21 protein-coding genes are annotated in these 24,107 nt (G+C 61.1%); 11 read left to right on the top strand and 10 right to left on the bottom strand.

Annotation, left to right across the window (positions count from 1 at the left end; genetic code table 11):
* Positions 1-6 precede the first annotated feature (6 nt).
* The 3 genes from VJ698_RS10330 to VJ698_RS10320 are packed head-to-tail and all read left to right on the top strand — an operon-like array spanning position 7 to position 2,753.
* Positions 7-1,047 carry an ABC transporter substrate-binding protein gene (locus VJ698_RS10330; RefSeq protein WP_324102670.1) on the top strand — a complete coding sequence of 347 codons (1,041 nt, stop codon included), beginning with the start codon at positions 7-9 and terminating at the stop codon, positions 1,045-1,047.
* Between the two features lie 27 nt (positions 1,048-1,074).
* Entirely contained in the window at positions 1,075-1,884 is an 810-nt protein-coding gene (locus tag VJ698_RS10325) for an ABC transporter ATP-binding protein (RefSeq protein ID WP_324102669.1), read from the top strand.
* 17 nt (positions 1,885-1,901) lie between these two features.
* The gene (locus VJ698_RS10320) at positions 1,902-2,753 is read left to right on the top strand and encodes an ABC transporter permease (protein ID WP_324102668.1); all 852 of its coding nucleotides are present in this window, start codon (positions 1,902-1,904) and stop codon (positions 2,751-2,753) included.
* A 3-nt stretch (positions 2,754-2,756) separates the two neighbouring features.
* Here VJ698_RS10320 and VJ698_RS10315 read toward each other — a convergent pair whose 3' ends face one another.
* Entirely contained in the window at positions 2,757-4,241 is a 1,485-nt protein-coding gene (locus VJ698_RS10315; protein WP_324102667.1) for a PLP-dependent aminotransferase family protein, read from the bottom strand.
* Positions 4,242-4,349: 108 nt separating this feature from the next.
* Here VJ698_RS10315 and VJ698_RS10310 point away from each other — a divergent pair, with 108 nt between their 5' ends.
* The 3 genes from VJ698_RS10310 to VJ698_RS10300 are packed head-to-tail and all read left to right on the top strand — an operon-like array spanning position 4,350 to position 5,902.
* Positions 4,350-4,751 carry a GNAT family N-acetyltransferase gene (locus VJ698_RS10310; RefSeq protein WP_324102666.1) on the top strand — a complete coding sequence of 134 codons (402 nt, stop codon included), beginning with the start codon at positions 4,350-4,352 and terminating at the stop codon, positions 4,749-4,751.
* A 22-nt stretch (positions 4,752-4,773) separates the two neighbouring features.
* Positions 4,774-5,241: an OsmC family protein gene (locus VJ698_RS10305; protein ID WP_324102665.1), complete on the top strand. Its 468-nt coding sequence runs from the start codon at positions 4,774-4,776 to the stop codon at positions 5,239-5,241.
* A 10-nt stretch (positions 5,242-5,251) separates the two neighbouring features.
* Positions 5,252-5,902, top strand: coding sequence for an FMN-binding negative transcriptional regulator (locus VJ698_RS10300; RefSeq protein WP_324102664.1), 651 nt, complete (start codon positions 5,252-5,254; stop codon positions 5,900-5,902).
* Positions 5,903-5,999: 97 nt separating this feature from the next.
* Here the strand turns inward: VJ698_RS10300 and tal are convergent, their stop codons facing one another.
* The 4 genes from tal to pgi all read right to left on the bottom strand — a co-directional run bounded on the left by tal (position 6,000) and on the right by pgi (position 11,145).
* Complete coding sequence (gene tal / locus VJ698_RS10295) at positions 6,000-6,935, bottom strand: transaldolase (RefSeq protein WP_324102663.1); 936 nt, start codon at positions 6,933-6,935, stop codon at positions 6,000-6,002.
* A gap of 84 nt (positions 6,936-7,019) precedes the next feature.
* On the bottom strand, positions 7,020-7,889 hold the full coding sequence (locus tag VJ698_RS10290; protein WP_324102662.1) for a MurR/RpiR family transcriptional regulator: 870 nt from the start codon (positions 7,887-7,889) through the stop codon (positions 7,020-7,022).
* Between the two features lie 42 nt (positions 7,890-7,931).
* Complete coding sequence (zwf, locus tag VJ698_RS10285; protein WP_324102661.1) at positions 7,932-9,404, bottom strand: glucose-6-phosphate dehydrogenase; 1,473 nt, start codon at positions 9,402-9,404, stop codon at positions 7,932-7,934.
* 91 nt (positions 9,405-9,495) lie between these two features.
* Complete coding sequence (gene pgi, locus VJ698_RS10280; protein ID WP_324102660.1) at positions 9,496-11,145, bottom strand: glucose-6-phosphate isomerase; 1,650 nt, start codon at positions 11,143-11,145, stop codon at positions 9,496-9,498.
* 243 nt (positions 11,146-11,388) lie between these two features.
* On the opposite strand from pgi, the gene edd reads away from it, so the two are divergent.
* Positions 11,389-13,305 (top strand): phosphogluconate dehydratase, encoded by a 1,917-nt coding sequence (gene edd / locus VJ698_RS10275; protein WP_324102659.1) that lies wholly within the window; start codon positions 11,389-11,391, stop codon positions 13,303-13,305.
* Positions 13,306-13,318: 13 nt separating this feature from the next.
* The gene (eda, locus tag VJ698_RS10270; RefSeq protein ID WP_324102658.1) at positions 13,319-13,942 is read left to right on the top strand and encodes a bifunctional 4-hydroxy-2-oxoglutarate aldolase/2-dehydro-3-deoxy-phosphogluconate aldolase; all 624 of its coding nucleotides are present in this window, start codon (positions 13,319-13,321) and stop codon (positions 13,940-13,942) included.
* 2 nt (positions 13,943-13,944) lie between these two features.
* On the opposite strand, the gene VJ698_RS10265 is transcribed toward eda, so the two are convergent.
* The 3 genes from VJ698_RS10265 to VJ698_RS10255 are packed head-to-tail and all read right to left on the bottom strand — an operon-like array spanning position 13,945 to position 15,891.
* The gene (locus tag VJ698_RS10265) at positions 13,945-14,901 is read right to left on the bottom strand and encodes a diguanylate cyclase (RefSeq protein ID WP_324102657.1); all 957 of its coding nucleotides are present in this window, start codon (positions 14,899-14,901) and stop codon (positions 13,945-13,947) included.
* A gap of 13 nt (positions 14,902-14,914) precedes the next feature.
* Positions 14,915-15,529, bottom strand: coding sequence for a chemotaxis protein CheX (locus tag VJ698_RS10260; RefSeq protein WP_324102656.1), 615 nt, complete (start codon positions 15,527-15,529; stop codon positions 14,915-14,917).
* The gene (locus tag VJ698_RS10255) at positions 15,529-15,891 is read right to left on the bottom strand and encodes a response regulator transcription factor (protein WP_324102655.1); all 363 of its coding nucleotides are present in this window, start codon (positions 15,889-15,891) and stop codon (positions 15,529-15,531) included. The genes VJ698_RS10260 and VJ698_RS10255 overlap by 1 nt, the downstream gene beginning before the upstream one ends.
* A gap of 153 nt (positions 15,892-16,044) precedes the next feature.
* Between VJ698_RS10255 and rpiA the strand changes: the two genes are divergently transcribed.
* Positions 16,045-16,716 carry a ribose-5-phosphate isomerase RpiA gene (gene rpiA, locus VJ698_RS10250; protein ID WP_324102654.1) on the top strand — a complete coding sequence of 224 codons (672 nt, stop codon included), beginning with the start codon at positions 16,045-16,047 and terminating at the stop codon, positions 16,714-16,716.
* A gap of 150 nt (positions 16,717-16,866) precedes the next feature.
* On the opposite strand, the gene VJ698_RS10245 is transcribed toward rpiA, so the two are convergent.
* Positions 16,867-17,139 (bottom strand): oxidative damage protection protein, encoded by a 273-nt coding sequence (locus tag VJ698_RS10245; protein ID WP_324102653.1) that lies wholly within the window; start codon positions 17,137-17,139, stop codon positions 16,867-16,869.
* A 55-nt stretch (positions 17,140-17,194) separates the two neighbouring features.
* Positions 17,195-18,505, bottom strand: a complete 1,311-nt coding sequence (gene argA / locus VJ698_RS10240; RefSeq protein ID WP_324102652.1) for an amino-acid N-acetyltransferase — start codon at positions 18,503-18,505, stop codon at positions 17,195-17,197.
* 132 nt (positions 18,506-18,637) lie between these two features.
* On the opposite strand from argA, the gene hrpA reads away from it, so the two are divergent.
* Together hrpA and VJ698_RS10230 are read left to right on the top strand one after the other, a co-directional pair.
* The gene (gene hrpA / locus VJ698_RS10235) at positions 18,638-22,507 is read left to right on the top strand and encodes an ATP-dependent RNA helicase HrpA (RefSeq protein ID WP_324102651.1); all 3,870 of its coding nucleotides are present in this window, start codon (positions 18,638-18,640) and stop codon (positions 22,505-22,507) included.
* A 186-nt stretch (positions 22,508-22,693) separates the two neighbouring features.
* Complete coding sequence (locus tag VJ698_RS10230; protein ID WP_324102650.1) at positions 22,694-24,010, top strand: NAD(P)/FAD-dependent oxidoreductase; 1,317 nt, start codon at positions 22,694-22,696, stop codon at positions 24,008-24,010.
* Positions 24,011-24,107: the final 97 nt, after the last annotated feature.

Here is a 24,107-nt window from a genome sequence, read left to right as displayed (position 1 = left end):
GACAGCATGAACAAGAATTTCTGGAAGCAGTTCGCGATCGCGCTAGCGCTTTTCCTGCTCGGTTACCTTACCTTCAACGGCAAGCTGTTCGCGCAGACGCTCGAAAAGCCCAAGGTCTCCATCGCGGTGGGCGGCAAGAACCTGTTTTATTACCTCCCGCTGACGATCGCGGAACAGCTCGGCTACTTCAAGGATGAGGGCCTGCAGGTCGAGATCAGCGATTTTTCCGGCGGCGCCAAGGCGCTACAAGCGCTGGTAGGCGGCAGCGCGGACGTGGTGTCCGGCGCCTACGAACACACCATCAACATGCAGGCGAAGGGGCAGCCGATCGTCGCTTTCGTGCTGCAGGGGCGCGCGCCGCAGATCGTGCTGGCGGCATCGAACAAGACCATGCCGAACTACAAGTCCATTGCCGACCTGAAGGGCAAGAAGATCGGCGTCACCGCGCCGGGGTCGTCGACCAACATGATGGCCAATTTCGTGCTGGCGAAAGGCGGACTGAAACCGACGGATGTGTCTTTCATCGGCGTGGGCACTTCCGCAGGTGCGCTGTCGGCACTGCGTTCCGGCCAGATCGACGCCATCGCCAACCTTGATCCCGTGATCACCATGCTGCAGCAGAAGAACGAGATCAAGGTCATTGCCGATACCCGCACGCTCAAGGATACCAATGCCGTCTTCGGCGGCCCGATGCCGGCTGCCACGCTGTACACAACCGAGGCCTTCCTGAAGAAGAATCCGAATACTGCGCAGGCGCTGACGAATGCGATGGTGCACGCATTGAAATGGCTGCAGAAGGCGGGGCCGTCCGACATTATCAAGGTGGTGCCGGAAAGCTACCTGCTGGGTGACCGCGCGCTGTATATCGATGCGTTCCTGAAGGTGCGGGAAGCGATCTCGCCGGATGGCCTCATGCCCGAGGCCGGTCCGAAGACGGCGCTGAAGACATTGCAGGCTTTCGAACCGCAGCTCGCCGGCAAGAACATCGACCTGTCGAAGACCTACACCAACGAATTCGCGAAGAAGGCGAACGCAAAGTACAAGTAGGACTTTGTACCAAGGCATTCACAGACGATGACTCCTGCGCTTTCGCTCGACAACATCACTTGCACCTTCATCTCACGGGACGACCGTTCGCAGCGCTATACGGCAGTGGCCGATACCTCGCTGCATATCGCTCCCGGCGAATTCGTCTCGGTAGTCGGGCCTACCGGCTGCGGCAAGTCCACCTTGCTCAATGTCGGCGCCGGACTGCTCGTACCTTCATCCGGTAGCGTCAAGGTGTTCGGCGAAACGCTGGAAGGTGTGAATCGCCGCGCGGGCTACATGTTCCAGGCAGAGGCCTTGATGCCGTGGCGGAGCGCACTGCAGAACGTGACTGCCGGCTTGCAGTTCCGCGGCGAAGAGGATGCGAAGGCGCGCGAACTCGGTGAGGAGTGGCTCAAGCGCGTCGGTCTGCAGGGCTTCGGTGATCGTTATCCGCATCAATTGTCAGGTGGCATGCGCAAGCGCGTGGCGCTGGCGCAGACCCTGATTCTCGACCCCGACATCATCCTGATGGATGAACCGTTTTCCGCGCTCGACATCCAGACTCGCCAGTTGATGGAAAACGAAGTGCTGGACTTGTGGAGTGCGAAGAAGAAGGCTGTGCTGTTCATCACGCACGATCTGGATGAAGCGATCGCCATGTCGGACCGTGTGGTTGTGCTGTCGGCGGGACCGAAAACGCATCCTATCGGCGAGTTCAGGATCGACCTGCCGCGCCCGCGCGACGTGGCCGAAATCCGTACTCATCCGCGCTTCGTGGAATTGCATGCCCAGATCTGGAATGTGTTGCGGGAAGAAGTGCTGAAGGGGTATCAGCAGCAGAAGGTGCGGGCATAGTTAATCCATTGCGAGCCATGTGGCGAATCCTTAAACCGAATTACAAGAATCTGCGCGTCTGGCAGGTGCTGGTGCTGGCCGTTTTCTTCGCTGTCTGGCATGTCGCCACGCGCGATCCGCAGGCGGCGTTTTTCTTCGGCGAGCCGATCAAGGTGCTGGTGCGGATCTGGGAATGGTTCACCGTCGGTGCGGGCAGCCTCGAAGTGGGCATGGGCGATTCGACATGGTTCACGTTGAACTTTCCTGCGGAGATCTATCCGCACCTGCTGGTGACGCTTGCGGAGACCCTGCTTGCCTTTGGCATTGGCACCTTGCTTGGCCTCGGTTTCGGGCTGTGGCTGGCGCTATCGCCGCTCGCGTCCGCCATTCTTGACCCCTATATCAAGGCGGCGAACTCGATGCCGCGTGTCATTCTCGCGCCGATCTTCGCCATGTGGTTCGGCCTCGGCATCTGGTCGAAGGTGGCCTTGTCGGTCACGCTGGTGTTCTTCATCGTGTTCTTCAATGTCTATCAGGGCGTGAAGGAAGTCAGCCCGGTGGTGCTCGCCAATGCACGCATGCTGGGCGCCAACCGGCGGCAGCTGCTGCGCCACGTATATTTGCCGTCGGCAATGTCCTGGGTGTTCTCCAGCCTCCACACCTCGGTCGGACTGGCGTTCGTCGGCGCCATCGTCGGTGAGTACCTTGGGTCCGCGCGCGGCGTGGGCTATCTCATCCTCCAGGCCGAAGGAACTTTCGACATCAATACCGTGTTCGCCGGAATTCTCGTGCTGACGGCGTTTGCACTGGTTCTCGACGGCATGGTCGGTGTCATCGAGCGTCGCCTGATGAAATGGCAGCCGAAATCCGGCGAGACCGAAAAGATGTGAATGTCATTTCCCGAGCAGGTCGCGCAGCGCCACCACGCCGCGCCGGATTTCCTTGGCCGGTATCGCCGCAAAACCAAGCAACAGGCCGGAAGCGCGCTCGCCTGCAATGCGATCTTCATCACCTGCGTTATAAAACTGCGACAGTGCGCGCAATTCGATGCCGCGTTCCAATCCAAGGCGCGCGAGCGCCTGATCGCTTCGCCTTGTGCGAAACTGCGCTGGAATATGCAGGCCGGCATCCGCCGGGCCGACATGGAATTCCTCCGGCAGGTGCTTCCCGATCTCGACAAGAAGCGTTGCGCGCCGCTCCGCATAAACGTCCTTCGTGCGCTTGATGTGGCGGCTGAAGTGGCCGTCGGCAATGAAGTCGGCTAGCACCATCTGCGGGCCGATGGCGGTGTGCCGGTCGAGAATCGCCTTGCCTTGCGCGAAGGGTTCGGCCAGCGCCGGCGGCACCACGAGATATCCCAGGCGAAGGCCGGGAAAAAGTACCTTCGACAGCGTGCCCACATAGATCACGCAACCGGCCTTGTCCAGGCTTTGCAGTGAGGCGAGCGGCGGCCCGGTGTACCGGTACTCGCTGTCGTAGTCGTCTTCCACGACCCACATCCGCTTTTCCGCCGCCCATGACAGCAGCTCCAGCCGACGTTGCAGACTCATGGTCACACCCAGTGGCAACTGGTGCGACGGAGTGACATAGACCAGTTTCGCATCCGCATGCATGGCTGCCCCATACGACACCGATATCCCTTCCTCATTCACCGGGATATGGCAAACGCGTGCCTGGGCGGCGCGCAGTGATGCGCTGATCCCGCGGTATCCAGGCTCTTCCACCCAGGCGGCATCGCCAGGCGAGAGCAGCAGGCTGGCAATAAGGAACAACGCCTGCTGCGAGCCGGAGGTAATGATGATCTGTTCCGGTTCGCAGTGCACGCCGCGAGCTGCGCCCAGATAGGCTGCCAGCGCCTCGCGCAAGGGCGGGAAACCGGCCGGAGGGCCGTATCCGAGTTCATGCGGGGTACGCCGCCAGCGTCGTGCCTCCAGCCTCGCCCAGACATCAAAGGGAAAGACGTCCAGCCCTGGCATGCCGATGCGGAAGGCCTTGGGCGTACCTTCGTGGTTGTTGAGCGCAGCCTGCGGGCCGATGAAACACTGGCCGCGCGCGGAGAGCGGGCGCAGCAGGCGGGGTGCCGCCATCGATGCACTCTGCTTTGCCGAGGAGATGCGCAGGTTGGCGCTGACGAAGGTTCCGCGTCCGACGGTGCCGGAAAGGTATCCCTCCGCCATCAGTTGCGAATAGGCGTTCAGGACTGTCTGGCGCGAGATGCCGAGCAGCTGTGCGAGTGCGCGCGTCGGCGGCAGTTGCGTACCTGAACCGATCTTTCCAGCCAGGATGGTCTGCTTGATGGCCTCATAGAGCTGGCGGAACATCGGTACGGGGGCGGCCGGGTCAAGCCGCAAGGTGGCGAGCGATTCGGCGAGATGCATGGGTGTCCCTTACTGGAAATTGGTATTTTAAAAATACCATTTATTGGTGCTTCAAGAAAGCCAAGTCAGACGATATGCTGTTGCCAATTCGATCTGTAAAGGAATGGCATGGAACAGATTTCGTATTGCAGGGACACGCGCATCTCGCCGGAGCAATTGGCCGACGTGTTTCGCCGCTCGGGCATTCGTCGCCCCGTCGAGGACCTGCCTCGCATGGCAGCCATGCTGGCACACGCGAACCTGCTGGTGACTGCATGGGATGGCGAGCGCCTGGTCGGCGTGGCGCGGGCATTGACCGATTTCAGCTATTGCTGCTACCTGTCGGATCTCGCGGTCGATCTGCAATATCAGAAGGGTGGCATCGGCCGGACCTTGGTCGATCAGGTACGCGAGGCGATCGGCGAAAAATCCATGCTGCTCTTGCTCGCGGCACCAGAAGCGATGCAGTATTACCCGAAGATCGGTTTCGAAGCGGTTCCGAACGGCTGGATCATCAAGCGTACCGCATAGGATTTTTTCATCGAGGACAACCATGCATCAATACGAAGCAAGCATTGCCTGGCGCCGCGACGGACAGGCGTTCATCGATAACCGCTACAGTCGAGGTCACGAGTGGCGCTTTGATGGCGGCGCGGTCGTGCCGGCATCCTCTTCGCCGCATGTGGTGCCCTTGCCGATGTCGGTGGAGACGAGTGTCGATCCGGAGGAAGCGCTGGTCGCGGCGGTGTCGAGCTGCCACATGCTGTTCTTCCTGTCGATTGCGGCGAATCGAGGCTTTGTCGTGGACAGCTACGTCGACCATGCTGTCGGCGTGATGGACAAGAGCAGCGAAGGAAAGATCGCCATGACGCGCGTCGCATTGCGCCCGGAGATCGTGTTCGGCGGCGACCGCATTCCGACGCCACGCGAACTCGATGCGATCCACCACACATCGCACGAGCAGTGCTACATCGCGAATTCGATCAAGGCTGAGGTGGTGGTCGAAGCCCCCGGTCGTTGAGGAACCAGCCATGTACATTCCGAAGCAATTCGAGGAAACCCGGCAGGAAGTCCTGCATGGACTGATGAAGGCGCATCCGCTGGCCACGCTTGTTGTAGCGGGAGAATCTGGGCTCGTCGTCAATCACATTCCGCTGCAGGTCTGCGGATCGGAAGGCGAGTTTGGAATCTTGCGTGGGCATATGGCACGCGCCAATCCCATGTGGCGGCAACTGGCGGGAGCCGCCGAAGCCGTTGCGATCTTCCAGGGGCCGGATTCCTACATCACGCCGTCGTGGTATCCGAGCAAGCATGTTGACGGCAAGGCGGTGCCGACCTGGAACTACGCTGTTGTGCATGCTCATGGCCGACCGCGTGTCGTCGAGGATGCTGCGTGGCTTCTGAATCATCTGACGGCGATGACAGATGAACAGGAAAACGGAGAGGCCTTGCCATGGAAGGTGGCCGACGCGCCAAGGGATTTCATCGAACAGATGATGAGCGCGATCGTGGGCATAGAAATTTCCATCGTGCGGCTGGAGGGCAAATGGAAGGTGAGCCAGAATCGTCCGGCGCAAGACCGGGAGGGCGTTGTCGCGGCCTTGCATGAACGGGGCGACGATCGCTCGCTGGCGATGGCGGAACTGGTCGTGCAGTACGGCAGTGCATCCGCCAAACGCTGAGGCATTCAGCAGGACATAGCGCGCGCCACGCGCGCGAGCGCTGGTCCAACTGCACTCGTGCGCATGGCACACGCTACCGGTCTTGGTTTTCCCGGTTTCAGCGCAGGGCTTCCACCATTTTTTCCAGCTTCACCGCATCGGCGCAGAACAGGCGGATGCCTTCCGCCAGTTTCTCGGTGCCCATCGCATCGTCATTCAGCATGAAGCGGAATGTCTTTTCGTCCAGCGTAAGCCTTTGCAGGTTCGCCGTCTGCGCGTCTTCCACGCTGAGCTTGCGGGTGAGCGGCCTTTCACTTTCCGACAGCTTTTGCAGCAGTTCCGGGCTGATGGTGAGCAGGTCGCAACCCGCGAGTTCGGTGATCTGCGAGGTGTTGCGGAAGCTGGCGCCCATCACCTCGGTCTTGTATCCGAACTTGCGGTAATACTGGTAAATCCGTTTCACCGACTGCACACCCGGATCATCTGCACCGGCAAACTCCTGTCCGGTGGACTTCTTGTGCCAGTCATAGATGCGGCCGACGAAAGGCGAGATGAGCTGCACCTGCGCATCGGCGCACGCAATCGCCTGCGGCAACGCGAACAGCAGCGTCATGTTGCAACGGATGCCTTCCTTCTCCAGCACCTGCGCGGCGCGGATGCCTTCCCAGGTTGATGCAATCTTGATCAGCACACGTTCGCGCGGAATGCCGGCGGCTTCGTAGAGCGCGATGAGCGCGCGGCCCTTGTCGATCGTGCCCTGTGTGTCGAATGACAGTCGCGCATCGGTCTCGGTCGATACGCGGCCCGGAACCAGTTTCAGAATCTCCAGGCCGAATGCCACCAGCAACCGGTCAATCACTTCGCCGGTCGATTTGCGCGCATGGTCGCGCACAGCCTTTTCCAGCAGCGGCTTGTACTCGTCCTTCTGCACTGCCTTCAGGATCAGCGAGGGGTTGGTCGTTGCGTCGCGCGGGGCGAACGCCTTCATGGACTGGAAATCGCCGGTGTCGGCGACGATGGTCGTGTACTGCTTGAGTTGTTCGAGCTGGTTCATGGAAAATCCGGCGAAGGGAAAAACAGAGCCGTCAATGATAACCGGATCGATGGGGCATCGGTTAGACATGGCGCAGCAACGCGCTCAGATTTTTGGTGGATGTCTGAGGAAGGAATCGAACTGCATGTCCAGCTTCTGCAGCGCCTTTTGTGCATTCTGCATCTTCTTGCGGAACTCGGGCCCGCCCTGGAGGGCAAGGCCGACGGCGAGGATGTCGATCACGACAAGATGCGCCAGGCGCGCGGATATCGGCGTGTAGGGATCGATGTTGAAGCTCAGGTCGATCGGCACGAGTGCGGTTGCCAGATCGGCCAGTGGCGTGCCGCTCGGCGTCAGGGCGACGATGTCCGCGCCCAGCTTGCGCGCCAGTTGCACGCTGTGCAGGAGCGCGGTGCTGTTGCCGCGCTGGGAAATGGCGACCACTGCGTCACCCTTTTTCATCAGGGCGGCCGAGATGGCGTGGATGTGCGGATCGGAATACGCCACCGTGTGGACGCCGGAGCGGAAGAACTTGTGCTGTGCATCCGCCGCGACAATCCCGGAAGTGCCTTGCCCCCAGAATTCGATCTTGCTGGCGCGTCCGAGGATGTCGAGCGCCTTTTCGATGGCTGCCGGATGCAGGTTGTTGCGCAGGTCAAGCAAGGCATTGATGGAACGCGCGCAGATCTTGTTGACGAGGTCGGCGGCGAGGTCGCCCTGCAGCGGGAGCTCGTCGGATTGCGGCACGGCGAGCGCGAGTGTCTGTGCCAGTTTCAGTTTGAATTCATGCCAGCCGTCATAGCCGAGCGCACGACAGAAGCGCACCACGGTCGGTTCGGACACCTGCGCATTCTTCGCCAGTGCGGTGATGTTTCCGGCCACAGCCAGGTCGGGGTTCTTGAGTACCGCGATGGCGACTTTCTTTTCCGATTTGGACAGCGTGTCGATCTGGGTCTTGATGGAGTCGAGCAGCATGGGTTATGGGAGGTCTTCCGGCAGCATGATTATGGATTTTCTTTATAACTCCGGAAGCGCTTCTTCGCGCCATTGCAGGCCGTCGCGTCCGACCAGCGCGCTGGCGGCGGCCGGTCCCCAGGTGCCGGAGGCATAGGGAAGCGGATCGCCGCCTTCCTGCTCCCAGTAGTCGAGAATGGGCTGTACCCATTCCCAGGCGGCTTCCAGCTCATCGGCACGCATGAACAGCGTGAGCTGGCCACGCAGGACGTCCAGCAGCAGGCGCTCATAGGCTTCCATGCGGGGCATCTTGAAGGTCTCGCGGAAATCCAGTTCCAGTTCCACCGGCCGCAGGCGCATGCCGTCGCCTGGTGTTTTTGCCATCAGGTTGAGCTGCAGGCCTTCCTCCGGCTGCAGCCGGATGATCAGGCTATTCGGCTGGAAGCTGCTGTTGGGCTGCGCGAAGATCGAATGCGGGATGGTCTTGAAGCGCACCACGATCTCGGCGAGCTGGTCGGCCATGCGCTTGCCGGTACGCAGAAAAAAGGGCACGCCTGCCCAGCGCCAGGTATCGATCTCTGCCTTGACCGCGACGAAGGTTTCAGTACGCGAAGCCGGATTGGCTTCCGGCTCCTTGCGATAGCCCGGTACTGCGACACCTTGCACATGGCCAGAGCGGTACTGGCCGCGAATGACGTTCTGCGTCAGCAGGTGCGGCGTGAAGCGCTTGAGCGAGCGCAGCACTTTCAGCTTTTCGTCGCGCACGGCATTCGGCGTCGCCGCCACCGGTGGCTCCATGGCGACGATGCACAATAATTGCAGCAGATGGTTCTGCAGCATGTCGCGCAGCGCGCCAGCCGTTTCGTAGTACTCCATCCGATTGCCGACGCCGAGTTCTTCCGCGATCGTGATCTGCACGTCGGAAATCCATTCGCGCCGCCACAGGGGTTCGAACAGCACATTGCCAAAGCGCAGCGCAAGCAGGTTCTGTACCGTTTCCTTGCCGAGGTAATGGTCGATGCGGAAGATCTGGGATTCGGAGAAATAGCGCCCGACTTCGGCATTGATCTGACGCGCGCTGGTCAGGTCGCGGCCGAGTGGCTTCTCCAGGACGACGCGCGATTCCGGCGTTGCGAGGCCGCATTCCGCGAGGTTCTGGCAGATCTTCGCAAACAGGCTGGGTGGCGTCGCGAGGTAGAAAACGCGGGTGATGGCTTTGTCGTTGCGCAGTGCCTTGGCGAGCGCCGCATAGGTGCTCGCGTCATTGGCATTGAGCGACACATAATCGATGTGCGCGCAGAACGAATCCCAGGCCGCCTGGCTGAACGTTTCCCGGGCAATGTGCGGCTTTGCATTCTCGTTGACGGCCTTCAGGAAATCGTCGCGGGTCCATTCATGGCGCCCCACGCAGATGATGCGTGCCGTGGAGGGCAGGTCGTTGACGCGATTGCGGCTGTAGAGGGCTGGCAATAGCTTGCGCATTGCCAGGTCGCCGCTGCCGCCAAACAAGACCAGATCAAAATCGTGGAGTGCCATGGTGAAAGGATGATTTACATAAACGGGGGCCGGCTCGGTACGAGCTATTCATTGTAGCCGCGTTGCTTCAATTGTCGATGCGCGGAAAGCGCTATTCCGACAAGGCCGCCTTTGCGCGCGCAATCAATCCGTTGGTCGAGCTGTCGTGCGCTTGCGGGCAGGGTGTGCCGGTCAGTTCCGGTTCAATATTTTTCGCCAGCACCTTGCCCAATTCCACGCCCCACTGATCGAAGCTGTTGATGCCCCAGACAGCGCCTTGCACGAACACCTTGTGTTCATACAGCGCGACCAATGCGCCGAGCGTCGCCGGCGCCAGTTCATCCATCAGCACAGTATTGCTCGGGCGGTTTCCCGGGAACACCTTGTGCGGCAACAGCGCTTCAATCTCGTTTTCCGCAAGATGCTGCGGGCGCAGTTCGGCGCGCACTTCGTCTGCATTCTTGCCTCGCATGAACGCTTCCGACTGTGCGAAACAATTGGCCAGGAGTACCGTGTGATGGCCGGACAGGTCATGCATGGGCCTGAGCGCGGCGATGAAATCGACTGGAATGATGTCCGTGCCAAGATGCAGCATCTGGAAATAGGCATGCTGGCCGTTCGTTCCCACATCGCCCCATACCACCGGGCAGGTTTCGAGGGAGAGGAGAGTGCCGTCGATGGCAACGCGCTTGCCGTTGCTTTCCATCTCGAGCTGTTGCAGGTAGGCAGGGAACTGGCTCAGGTCCTGGTGATACGGCGCGATCGAGAGCGAGCTGGTGCCGAAGAAATTGCGGTTCCAGATGCCGATCATGGCCATGATCACTGGCATGTTGCGTTCAAGCGGCGCGGTGCGGAAATGCTGGTCCATGGCATGGCCGCCGCCGAGGAATTCGCTGAAACCGTCGAAACCGATGGCGATTGCAAGCGGCAGGCCGATCGATGACCAGATCGAGTAGCGCCCGCCAACCCAGTCCCAGAAAGGAAACATGTTTTCGGGATCGATGCCGAAGTCCCGCACCGCCGCCTTGTTGGTCGATACGGCGACGAAATGCTTAGGCAGGTCGGCTTCGCTGCGATGGCTGAGGAACCATTCTCGCGCCGACTGCGCGTTCATCATCGTTTCCCTTGTCGTAAAGGTTTTGGAGGCGATAATGAACAGGGTGGTTTCAGGATTCACCTTCGACAGGACAGCGTCGAGGTCGTGCCCGTCGACATTGGAGACGAAGTGCATGGTCAGGCGCGGATGCACGAAAGGCCGCAGCGCGCGGCAGGTCATTTCCGGGCCGAGATCCGAACCGCCGATGCCAATGTTGACGATGTCCATGATGGGACGCCCGGTGGCGCCGAGCCAGTTGCCGTCGCGCACGCGATCGGTGAAAACCCTGATATGGCCGAGGACGGCATGAACCTCCGGGATTACATTCTGTCCATCGACGACAAGCGTTGCGTTGCGCGGCATGCGCAGAGCCGTATGCAGGACGGCGCGGTGTTCGGTGACATTGATCTTTTCGCCGGCAAACATGGCGTCGCGCTTCAGCTCGACACCGCGCTCCCGCGCCAGGTCGAGCAGCAGGCGCATGGTCGTCTCATCGATGCGGTTCTTGGAATAGTCGAGCAGAAGGCCGGCAGCTTCCGCGGAGAAACGCTCAAAGCGGTCCGGTTGCCGGGAAAAGAGCTCTCGCATCTGCCAGTCCCTGGCTTGTGTGAAGTGCGAGGCAAGGGCCTTGAAGGCAACAGCATCGGTGAGATTGATTTCGCGCATGTCGAACATCGGTCCGAAAAGTCAATTTATTCAACTATACAACATTTTTTGGTAAATTCACTACAAATGATTTCACCCGCTCTGCATCTTGTTTGAGCTCGATCAGTAAGCTTTTTCACGGTGATGCTTTCACTCTCTCTTATTCCTGCAAGAAAACCAGCCGGAAGTTTGCGGTAGGGGAGAGCGTGGTGTTGATGTGAATATTTGTAGTAAAATTTCATAAAACCCTTCGAGAGCCGGATCATGCCCCTTCACCCCGCCCTGAATACCGTGACCGCGCGCGTCATAAAGCGCAGTCGTCCCTACCGCGCTACCTATCTCGCACGACTGGAAGCCGCGCGCCTGCAGGGCGTTCAGCGTGGTGCGCTGTCGTGCACCAACCTCGCGCATGGATTCGCCTCTTTCCCGCCCGATGACAAGCTGAAGCTCAAGCAACTGCATGCGCCATCGGTCGCCATTGTTTCGGCGTACAACGACATGTTGTCTGCGCATCAGCCGTTCGAGCGCTTCCCGCACATCATCAAGGAGGCTGCACGCGGAGTCGGCGCGGTTGCCCAGTTCGCTGGCGGCACGCCCGCCATGTGTGACGGCGTCACGCAAGGCCAGCCGGGCATGGAACTCTCGCTGTTCTCACGCGACACCATCGCCATGGCGACGGCAGTCGCGCTGTCGCACAACATGTTCGATGCCGCGCTGTATCTCGGAATCTGCGACAAGATCGTTCCAGGACTGCTGATTGGCGCACTTCACTTCGGCCATCTGCCCGCGGTGTTCGTGCCGGGCGGCCCGATGACGACCGGGCTGGCGAATGCCGAGAAATCGAAGATCCGCCAGTTATACGCGCAAGGCAAGGTCGGTCGCGACGAGTTGCTCGAATCCGAATCGCGCTCCTACCACAGCCCTGGCACCTGCACCTTTTATGGCACAGCCAACAGCAACCAGATGCTGATGGAGGTGATGGGACTGCATTTGCCAGGTGCGGCCTTCATCACGCCGAACACGCCGCTGCGTGATGCACTGACCGCGGCGGCGACACGCCGGGCGGTCGAGATCAGCGCGCAGGGCAAGTCCTATACACCGGTCGGCCATGTCGTGGATGAGAAGGCGATCGTGAATGCCATCGTCGCGCTGCTGGCTACCGGCGGCTCAACCAACCATACGTTGCATCTCGTGGCCATCGCAAAGGCGGCCGGCATCGTGATCGACTGGAATGATTTCGACGAACTGTCGGCAGTCGTGCCGCTGCTGGCGCGCATTTACCCGAACGGCGATGCCGACGTCAATTATTTTCATGCCGCAGGCAGCACCGGTTTTGTGATCCGCGAACTGCTCGATGCGGGCCTGCTGCACGAGGATGTAACGACGATCTTGGGCAAGGGCTTGCGCGCGCACTGCACTCAGCCCTTCCTGCAAGGCGATGCGGTGGTATGGCAGCCGGCACCGCAGGAGAGCGGTGACCGCAGCGTGCTACGTCCGGTCAGCGAACCGTTCTCGCCGGACGGCGGCTTGCGCCTGCTGACCGGGAACCTGGGGCGTTCGGTCATCAAGGTATCCGCGGTCAAGCAGCAGCATCGCGTGGTCGAGGCGCCGGCGATCGTCTTCCATTCACAGGAAGACCTCATGCTGGCGTTCAAGGAGGGCAAGCTGGACCGCGATTTCGTTGCAGTGGTGCGCTACCAGGGACCGCGCGCCAACGGCATGCCCGAGCTGCATGCACTCACGCCCGCGCTGGGCAGCCTGCAGGATGCCGGGCGGCGCGTCGCGCTGGTGACGGACGGGCGCATGTCGGGCGCGTCCGGCAAGGTGCCGGCGGCGATCCATGTCTCACCGGAGGTGCTGGCGGGCGGCCCGCTCGGCAAGGTGCGTGACGGCGACATGATCCGCCTCGACGCCGAGGCAGGCACGTTGCAGGCGCTGGTTGCGGATGCCGAATGGAACGCGCGCGGCACTGAAGCGGCCGATCTCTCGGCCAATCACGTGGGCATGGGACGCGAGTTGTTTGCCATGTTCCGCGCATCGGTCAGTGCTGCCGAGGAAGGCGCTGCAACCTTCGTCCTGCCACCGCCGCTGCATATGCCGGAGGAACAGAACAATCAGCTGGCGGTTCCGCAGGAACAGAACTTTTCCGATGAAGATGTCCTGATCAGCGCCAACAAATAAGGATGCAAAAACCATGAATCTGCTCGACATCATGCGCGCGTCGCCGGTCATACCGGTCATCGCCATCGACAACATCGAACACGCCGTGCCACTGGCGCGCGCCCTTGTCGCCGGCGGCATTCGTGTGCTTGAAGTCACGCTGCGCACGGCCCACGGCCTGCCTGCCATCCGCGCCATGGTGGAGCAGGTGCCGGAAGCGATCGTGGGTGTGGGAACGCTGACCCAGCCGGAGGAATTTGCATCGGCGCGTGACGCGGGCGCGGTGTTCGGCGTGTCGCCCGGATTGACGGCGGCCCTTGTCAGTGGCGCGAAATCGAGCGGGCTGCCGCTGCTGCCTGGTGTGATGACGCCGTCGGAAGTGATGTCGGCACGCGAAGCGGGCTTTCGTCAGCTGAAGCTGTTTCCGGCGGTCCCGGCGGGCGGCATCGGTATGCTCAATGCAATTGCCGGTCCGCTGCCCGACGTGACTTTCTGCCCCACCGGCGGTGTCTCGCAGGATTCGGCCGCGCAATTCCTTGCGTGCAAAAACGTTGCCTGCGTGGGCGGATCATGGCTGACCCCGAAGGATGCGATGCAGGCTGGGGATTGGACGCGGATCACCGCGCTGGCTGCGGCTGCAAGCCGCTTGCGGAGCTGAGATCAGGCCCGGGGCTTGCAGGCGTTCACAACCACGCAATTGCGGCCGGAATGCTTGGCCTGATAGAGGGCGCGGTCAGCTGCGTGGATCAGGTTGCCGGTCTTCGCCGCGGGCTCCGGCATGAGCGTGCTGACGCCGAGGCTAATCGTGACATGGTCGGCGACACCGGAACAGGCATGTGCCAGCGCGAGTGACTCCACTTCGGCGCGCAATGCTTCAGCCACTCGCAAGGCGCCTTCTTCGTTGGTGTTCGGCAGAATGGCCGCGAACTCTTCGCCGCCGTAACGCGATACCAGGTCGTTGGCGCGGACGAGCACGCGCTCGAGCGCCGACGCGATCTGCACCAGACAACCATCACCGCGCTGGTGGCCATAGTTGTCGTTGTAATTCTTGAAGTAATCCACGTCGATCATGATCAGCGAGAGCGGCGTGCTGTTCCGCTTCGCATTCCTGAATTCCTGCTCCAGATGCAGATCGAAACGGCGACGATTGGCGATGCCGGTGAGGCCGTCGACCAGGGACTGCGATTGCAGTTCGACCGCCTGCTCGCGCAATTTCCTCTCCCTGGAAACAGCCATGCTGACATCGGTGATCTGCACCAGGCAATGACGCGGCAGTGCCGGGATATGGAGCGGCATCACATGCACGGCCTGCTGCATGCGCATGCCGGCGGCAGCATCGGCCGGCGTGGAATAAAGCGGGAAGGGAGCCTTGTTCAGCGTCTGCGACAGCAGCGAAGCGAAGTTGTTGCGCAGGGCCTCGCTGATCGCGACATGCGTCCGGCTGTCGATCATGTCGGGAAAGACGTCGGTGAAAGTCTTTCCCAGCACATCGTCGGCCACGATGCGCGAATGCTGCTCGACCCAGTCGTTCCAAAGGATGATACGCTGTTCGGCGTCAAACACGATGATGCCGGTTCGAACGGCCTTGAGGACCCCTTGTAGCAAGTCGAGCTGCATGGCGCGTTCGTCCTCAGGCGGACAGTTTCGCAAGGTAAGCGGTGATATACAGCCGCAGGTCCTGCAGGGCGGGCATGTCGAGCAGGAAGGCCACGTAGCCGTGGATCTGGTGCTTCTCGATTTTGAAGTCGATCTTCAGGGTGAGCACCACGCCATCCCATTCCTTGCCCGATACGCCGAGGATATCCTCGCTGGTACCGACATGGTAGGTCGGCAGCGATCCATGAAGCTCTTTGCCGGAAGCGTTGGCCAGCGTGCCCATGCAGGAATTGAGGATGATGTTGCCGATCTCGCTCATTGCTTCCTGCTCCATCTCGCTCAGTTCCTCGAGCGAGAGGCTCTGCCCGACCATCAGGCGCACGATCTCCAGGCTTTTCTCTTCCGGGAACATCAGGAAGGCTTCGGTATTGAACGCGCCTTCGAAATGCTGCGTGATGGCGCAGATGCGGCGGCCTTCGTCGCTGCCGAGGGTCTTTGCGACCTCGGCGCGACTCTGGAAGGCGATCAACGGCACCGACATGATCACTTCTTCATTCACAATGCGGCTCATTGCCGAGGCGGCCTGGCCTACCCCGAGATTGAAGATCTCAACCAGGGCATCGTGCTGAAGCTCGGTGAGCTGGAACATTACTGGTTTTCCAGAACGGAAATGACTTGGTCGATGCGGGCTTCGGTGATCGGCTTTTCAGCAAACCCGATCCCGAGTGCGCGCGCCTTGTCGCGCGTGGCGTCCTGCACATTGGCCGTCAGCAGGGTAATGCGGGCGGACGGGCGCTTTGCCTGGATTTTTTCGACAGCGGCCAGGCCGCCCATGCCGGGCATGTTGAGGTCGAGGAGGACCAGGTCGGGGGAGAGCGTTTCCAGTTTGTCAATTGCTTCTTCGCCGCTGGCGGCTTCAGCAATAGTCCATTCGGGATGTCTCTGCAGGATGTATTGTCTGGACAGCAGGCGGGATACCCTGCTGTCATCTACCACAAGAACAGTTGTCATCTCAATATCGGTTTTGTCAGTCCATGACGCAATGATGCTCTGGAGTAAGTCTACCACTCGATCGGCCGGCGTCGCGCCATCCGGCAGAGAAAAAGTCTGTTTATGCGCACGTCTCGATTAAAATACCGGCATCCTTTTTCTTTGCAACGCATCATGACCCAAGACGAACTGAAGCAAGCGGTTGCCCGCGCCGCGATCGAATATGTGCCCGCCGGAGAAATCATCGGCGTCGGCACCGGCTCCACGGCAAATTTTTTCATTGATGAACTTGGCAAGATCAGGGACCGCGTCAAGGGTGCGGTCGCTTCGTCCGAGGCCACGGCCGCGCGCCTGAAATCGCATGGCATTCCGGTGCTGGACCTGAACGAGGTGGACTCGATGTCCGTCTACATCGACGGTGCCGACGAGATCAACCCGCAGGGCGACATGATCAAGGGCGGCGGCGCTGCGCTGACGCGCGAGAAGATTGTGGCATCCGTTGCCGGCAAGTTCGTGTGCATCGCCGACGGATCCAAACTGGTGGATGTACTTGGCGCCTTCCCGCTGCCGATCGAAGTCATCCCGATGGCGCAGGCCGCCGTGGCGCGCAAGTTGAAGACCCTCGGCGGCGAACCGCGTCTGCGCGTGAAGGACGGCAAGCCGGCGATCACGGACAACGGTTGCATGATCATCGACCTCGTCGGAATGAAGATTGCCAAGCCCGCCGAGTTGGAAGCGCAGATCAACAACATCCCTGGCGTCGTCACGGTCGGCCTGTTCGCGCAGCGCGGCGCGGATATCGCCTTGCTGGGTACCGCGGAAGGCGTGAAGAAGTTGAACTTCTAAGGATTTGTCCACGGAAAACACAGAAAACACGGAATTCTTGCCCCATTCCTTCCGTGTTTTCTGTGTTTTCCGTGGACCATATTATTGCCCGCACATGGCAAAAAGCCCGCTGAGTAAATGTCAGCGGGCTTTTTTTCAACAGAAGGGCGGTTATTCGTTCGGCGGAACGTAACCCGCTGCCTGATCGGCGCCGGAGCCGAAGAAGTGGTTTTCCATTTGCTGTGCCAGATACTTGCGGGCGCGCGCATCGGCCAGGTTCAGGCGATTCTCATTGACGAGCATGGTCTGGTGCTTGATCCAGCCGGCCCATGCTTCCTTGGAAACGTTTTCGTAAATCCGCTTGCCGAGTTCGCCGGGATACGGCGGGAAATCCAGTCCTTCGGCTTCCTTGTTCAGCTTGATGCAGTGGACCATGCGGGCCATGTTTTCTACTCCTCGTTCGTTCAGGTGAACTGCCTTGCAGGAGAAGGCAGCGTGGTTAAAGTTGCTTGATCAGTACCAGCGACTTGCGTTGCCAGTTGTACATGTGCTGCCGGTTCTTTGGCAAGTCGTCGACCGTGGCATGCATGAAGCCGCGCTTGAGGAACCAGTGTGCGGTGCGGGTCGTCAGCACGAACAGTCTGGTGAAACCTGCAGCGCGCGCCCGATTTTCCATGTGTTTCAGGATACGCTCGCCGTCGCCCTGGCTTTGCACCTCCGGGTTGACGGTCAGACATGCCATTTCGGCCATTTTTTCCGCGGGGAAGGGATACAGCGCGGCGCAGCCGAAAATCACGCCGTCGTGTTCGATCACCGAGAAATACTCGATTTCGCGCTCGATCAGTTCACGGCCGCGCTTGACCAGCGTGCCGTCAGCTTCCAGCGGCTCAATCAATTTGAGGATGCCGCCGACATCTTCAATGGTCGCTTCGCGCAGGGACTCCAGGTTTTCCGTACTGACCATGGTACCCACGCCATCGTGGGTAAAGATTTCCAGCAGCGCCGAGCCATCCATTTCGAACGGAACGATGTGGACGCGCGGCACACCGGAGCGTGACGCCTTCACGCAGTGCTGCAGGTAGAAGGCGCTGTCCGCCGGGAGCTTGCCGCTTTTCAGCAGGGCATCACCCTGGGCAGCGGTAAGTTCGCGCACGTCACGGCCTTCCGCATCGGTCATCAACGGTGTTTCGGTGATGAAAATCAGCTTGTCGGCGCGCAGCGCGGCGGCTGCGGAGACGGCGACATCCTCCATGGTCAAATTGAACGCCTCGCCCGTGGGCGAAAAGCCGAGCGGCGACAGCAGCACCAGTCCACCGGCACTTAATATCGGGTGGATGGTCTCATAAGCGATCTTCCGCGCCACGCCGGTGAATTCCAGATCGACACCATCAATGACGCCGATCGGCCGCGCGGTGACGAAATTGCCTGAAATAATACGTATGGCTGCATGCGCCATGGGGGTATTGGGCAAACCCTGGCTGAATGCCGCTTCGATATCGAGCCTCAATTCGCCGGCCGCTTCCTTCACGCACTCCATCGCCGCTGCATCCGTGATGCGCAGTCCGTTGTGATAGCGCGCCTTCAGGTTGCGCAGCCCGAGCTGCTCTTCGACCTGCGGACGGGAGCCGTGCACGATCACGACCTTGATGCCGAGCGCATGCAACAAAGACAAATCCTGTGCCAGCACGGGCAGCGCGCCTGCCATCACCAGTTCGCCGGGGAAGGCGACCACGAAAGTCTTCCCGCGGAATGCGTGGATGTACGGCGCAACCGAGCGCAGCCATTGAACAAATTGAATTGGGTTTTCCATGACCCGCATTATATACAGTGCGACGTGTATTCACTGCGCAAGCCTGCACCGCAATCCGGGATACTGCCCTCGCACGGCGCATGACCGCGTTCCCGGCCTTGCGCGGCGCCGCTCTGTATAATTCGCCCCGATATGTCAGCATCCGAACAAGCACAAAAGAACCCGCAGAAGCCCCAGCGGCCCCGCCATCCGCAGGGAAAACCCGCTGCACCCGTCGTCCGCAATCCGCTCCCGCCGATCACCTTTCCCGAGGAGCTGCCGGTTTCCGGCAAGCGTCGGGAGATCGCAGACGCCTTGCGCGCCAATCAGGTGGTCATCGTTTGCGGCGAGACAGGCTCCGGCAAGACTACCCAATTGCCCAAGATCTGCCTGGAACTCGGCCGTGGGCAGGCGGGATTGATCGGCCACACCCAGCCGCGCCGCATCGCCGCGTCCTCGACGGCCAAGCGCATCGCGCAGGAGCTCGGTTCGCCGCTGGGCGAGCATGTCGGCTTCAAGGTGCGCTTCACGGATACCCTGTCGGCGGGCGCGTCGGTCAAGCTCATGACCGACGGCATCCTGCTGGCCGAAACCCAGACCGATCCGCTGCTGAAGCAATACGACACCATCATCATCGACGAGGCGCATGAACGCAGCCTGAACATTGATTTCCTGCTCGGTTACCTGAAGCAGCTGCTGCCGAGGCGGCCGGACCTGAAAATCATCATTACTTCGGCAACCATCGATGCCGACCGTTTTGCGCGCCATTTCGCCAGGGGGAACAAGCCTGCGCCGGTGATCGAGGTGTCGGGACGGCTGTATCCGGTGGAGGTGCGCTATCGTCCGGTCGAGCCGAGTGACAAGGGCGAGGCCAGGCCGTCCACCCAAAGGGAGCAGCGCGACCTGATGGATGCGGTCGTCGATGCGGTCGATGAACTGGCCCGCATCGGTTCCGGCGACGTGCTGGTATTCCTGCCTGGCGAACGCGAAATCCGCGACGCCGCTGAAGCGCTGCGCAAGCACCATCCGCCGCATGTTGAAATCCTTCCGCTGTTTGCGCGTCTTTCGGTGCAGGAGCAGGAGCGGGTGTTCAAGCCATCCAATGCGCGCCGCATCGTCCTCGCCACCAACGTGGCCGAGACATCGCTGACGGTACCGGGCATCCGCTACGTCGTCGATGCCGGGCTGGCGCGCGTGAAGCGCTACAGCTATCGCAACAAGGTCGAGCAGTTGCAAGTCGAGTCGATCGCGCAGTCCGCGGCCAACCAGCGCGCCGGCCGCTGCGGCCGTGTCGCCGCTGGCGTGTGCATTCGCCTGTACGAAGAGCGGGATTACCTGCAAAGGCCGAAGTTCACCGATCCCGAGATCCTGCGTTCCTCGCTGGCGGCGGTCATCCTGCGCATGAAATCGCTGCGCCTGACCGACGTCGAGACCTTTCCCTTCATCGAGCCGCCGATGGGGCGCGCAATTGCGGACGGCTACCAGCTGCTGCAGGAACTGGGCGCGGTCGACGACAACAACCAGCTCACGCCGCTCGGCAGGCAACTGGCGAAGCTGCCGCTTGATCCGCGCGTGGGCCGCATGATCCTCGCTGCGCGCGACAACGCTGCGCTGACGGAAGTGCTGATCATTGCCGCCGCGCTGTCCGTGCAGGACCCGCGCGAGCGTCCGCTGGAAGCGCAGGATGCGGCGGACAACGCGCACAGGAAGTTCGCCGACGACAAGTCGGAGTTCCTCGGCTACCTGAAGATCTGGAAATGGTTCGAAGAAGCGATCGAACACAAGAAGTCCAACAAGCAGCTCATGGACAACTGCCGTGCCAACTTCCTGTCGCAGCTGCGCCTGCGCGAATGGCGCGATGTGCACTCGCAACTGCTCACGCTGGTGCGCGAGCAGGGCTGGCGCATGAACGAAACACCGGCGACTTATGAGCAGTTGCATACGGCGCTGCTGACAGGACTGCTGGGCAATGTCGGCTACAAGGCGGAGGATGAGCCGCATTACCTCGGCGCGCGCGGCATCAAGTTCTTCATCTGGCCGGGGTCGCATCTCGCGAAGAAAGCTGGCCGCTGGGTGATGGGGGCGGAACTGGTCGATACCACGCGCCTATATGCACGCTGTATCGCGCAGATCCAGCCGGAGTGGCTGGAGCGTGTCGGTGGCCATCTGTTGAAGAAGTCCTGGGGCGATCCGCGCTGGGAAAAGCGCACCGGGCAGGTATCCGCCTATGAGCGAGCCACGCTGTACGGATTGGTGGTATATAGCCAGCGCCGCATCAACTTCGGTGCGATCAATCCGAAGGAAGCGCGCGAGATCTTCATTCGCAGCGCGCTGGTGAACGGCGAACTCGATACGCGCGCGCCTTTCCTCGCGCATAACCAGAAGCTGGTGCGGGAGATCGAAAACCTCGAACACAAGTCGCGCCGTCTCGACGTGCTGGTCGATGAGGAATTGATCGCGGCGTTCTACGATGAGTTGATCCCACAGGATGTTTACAGCGCGATCACGTTCGAGAAGTGGCTCAAGGAAGCGACGGCGAAGAACCCGAAGCTGCTGCACCTGAACCGCGACGACTTGATGCGCCACGAAGCCGCCGGCGTCACTACCGATCTCTTCCCCAAGGCGATGACAGTGGCCGGCGTGGCGATGTCGCTGACCTATCATTTCGAACCCGGCAGCCCGCGCGACGGCGTGACGCTCACCGTGCCCTTGTATGCCTTGAACCAGGTGTCGGCAGAGCGTTGCGAATGGCTGGTGCCGGGCATGCTGAAGGAAAAGGTGCACCTGCTGCTGAAGTCGCTGCCGCAGAAATTGCGCCGTCACTGCGTGCCGCTGCCGGATTACGCGGCGGGATTCTGCGAGCGCGTGGAATTCGGCAAAGGCAGCCTGATCGATACGCTCATCGCCGATGTGCGCGAGGAAACCGGCGTCACCGTGAAGACCACGGATTTCAAGCTGGAGACGCTGCCCGCACATCATTTCATGAACTTCAAGATCGTCGACGAGCACGGACGGCAGTTGGAGATGGGGCGCAATCTCGCCGGGCTGCAGGCGGAATTTGGCGGACAGGCGCGCGAGAGCTTCCAGCGCATTGCGGAGAAAACCGTCGTTGCTCCTGCGGCAGGTGAAAAGCCTGCGACTGCGGCGGGCGAAACGAAGGCGGCCGTCAGCGAGCACCAGAACCTGACCACCTGGTCCTTCGGCGAGCTGCCCGAGCTGCTGGAAATCCTGCAGGACAAGCAAACGCTGATCGGCTTCCCCGCGCTGGTCGACAAGACCACGCACTGCGACATCGAAGTGTTCGACGATCCGGCGGAAGCGGCACGGGTGCACCGCATCGGCCTGCGCCGCCTGTTCGCGCTGCAGCTGAAGGAACAGCTCAAATATCTCGAGAAGAACATCCCCGGCCTGCAGCAGATGGGCATGCAGTTCATGGCGCTCGGCACGCAGGAAGAGCTGCGCGACCAGACCCTGCAGACTGGGCTGGAGCGCGCTTGCCTGCAGGACCCGCTGCCGAAGAATGCGCAGGAATTCAACCAGCGCAAGGATGAGGGCAAGTCGCGTCTCGGCCTGCTGGTGAATGAAATCGCACGTCTCGCGTCGCAAATTCTTGCAGAGTACTACACGCTTCCCAAGAAGCTGCAGGGTGCGAAGGCATATCCGCAGAGCGTGGCCGACATGCAGTCGCAGGTGCAGGCGTTGATCGGCAAGCGCTTCATCGCTGACAACGACTACACGCAACTGGCGCACTTTCCGCGTTACCTGAAAGCGATCAATGTCCGGTTGGAAAAGCTTCGTGCCGATCCGGCGCGCGACGCACGGTTGATGGCTGAATGGATGCAGGTCGCTGCCCCGTGGCAACGTGCGCAAAAGGACAGGCAGAAGGCGAGCGATCCGAAAATGACCGAATTCCGCTGGCTGCTGGAGGAGTTGCGCGTGTCCCTGTTCGCGCAGGAATTGCGCACGCCAATGCCGGTCTCCGTGAAGCGCCTGCAGAAGGTGTGGGAGTCGATGCAGCGCTAGGAGCGTGTCGCGTCGACTTCTTGCCATGAGGCTCCGGCATTTGTCGCAGATCATGCTGCGCGGTTGACATTGTTCAATTGATAATAGATCCCCCTCGATATAGTGGATTTAGTCATCCATGGGGGAAGAAATGCCAGCAGCCGCCGCACGCCACGATGCCGCCACTCGACGACCCCGGAGGCGCGCATGAGACACGTCATCCTCGGCAACGGCCCGGCCGGTGTCATCGCCGCGGAAACCATCCGCAAGAATGCGCCGCTGGACGATATCGTCCTGATCGGCGACGAAGCTGGCCCTCCCTACGCACGCATGGCAATTCCCAACCTGATTGGCGGGAACATCAGCGAGGCCGGGACGCACCTGCGCCGCGCGAAAGACCATTTTGAGCGGCTGCAGATCGCCCAGGTGTTTGGACGCGCCGTCCATGTCAGCACCCGCACGCGTACTGTCAAGATGGAAGACGGCCGCGTCATCGACTTTGACAAGCTGCTGATCGCCACAGGCGCCAGCCCGCGCGCACCGCTTATCCACGGTATTGAGACACCCGGCGTGCATGCTTGCTGGACGCTGCATGACGCGCGCGCGATCATGGCGCTGGCACAACCGGTCGCTCGCGTCATCCTGATCGGTGCCGGGTTCGTCGGCTGCATCGTGATGGAGGCGCTGGCGGCGCGCGGCGTCAACCTCGCGGTTGTCGAGAAGCGGGACCGGATGCTGCCCAACATGATGGGCAAGGGCGCCGGCGACATGATCCAGCGCTGGTGCGAGAAAAAAGGCATCAAGGTGTTCACCTCGACGCGGGTGACGAGCGTCGACGGCGGAATGGTTGCGGGATCGCCGATGGCGGTTCGCCTGTCCAGTGGTATGGAACTGCATGCGGACCTGGTCGTGCACTCGGCCGGGGCGGTGCCGAACGTCGGTTTCCTGAGAGGCAGCGGCATCCGCTGCCTGCAAGGCGTGGTGGTGGATGCGTCGATGCAGACCAATGTGCCGGGCGTGTATGCCGCCGGCGATTGCGCCGAAGCCTTCGACAGCGTGAGCTGCCGCAGCGTCATTTCCGGTGTCCAGCCGAACGCGGCGGATCAGGCCTATTGCGCCGCCTTGAACATGACCGGCCGGAGCGCCTTCCAGCGTGGATTACGACAGATCGACGTGTTCGATACCATGGGGCTGATTTCCGCTTCCTTCGGCCAGTGGCAGGGCGCGCGCGGCGGGCAGTGGGTGGAAATCGCTGATGAAGCGCACTTCAAGTACATGCGACTGGAATTCAGCCAGGATGTCCTGATCGGCTGCAATACGGTCGGTGTGACCGAGCATGCCAGCATCCTGCGCGGCTTCATCGAGCACCACGTCCACCTGGGGGAATGGAAGGACATCCTGCTGCAGGATCCGACCCGGTTGAAGGATGCCTATCGCGAATGTGTGCAGCAGGAGTTCGTATACCAGGCATCTCCCTTCCACACACCCGGCGCGGCACCGAACGCCATGCGCGAGTCGGCGTAGCCATTTCAACAACCCGCTGCAGCCACTATCTCCTTTGGAATAGTGGCTGCGGGTATGTTTTCGCGTAAAATCGCGGATCAACGCGCATAGCGGTGCC

Source organism: Noviherbaspirillum sp. (genome assembly GCF_035254685.1).
Lineage (GTDB): Bacteria > Pseudomonadota > Gammaproteobacteria > Burkholderiales > Burkholderiaceae_D > Noviherbaspirillum.
Note: the sequence above shows the minus strand (reverse complement) of the source record. Positions and strands in the feature narration are given on the sequence as shown.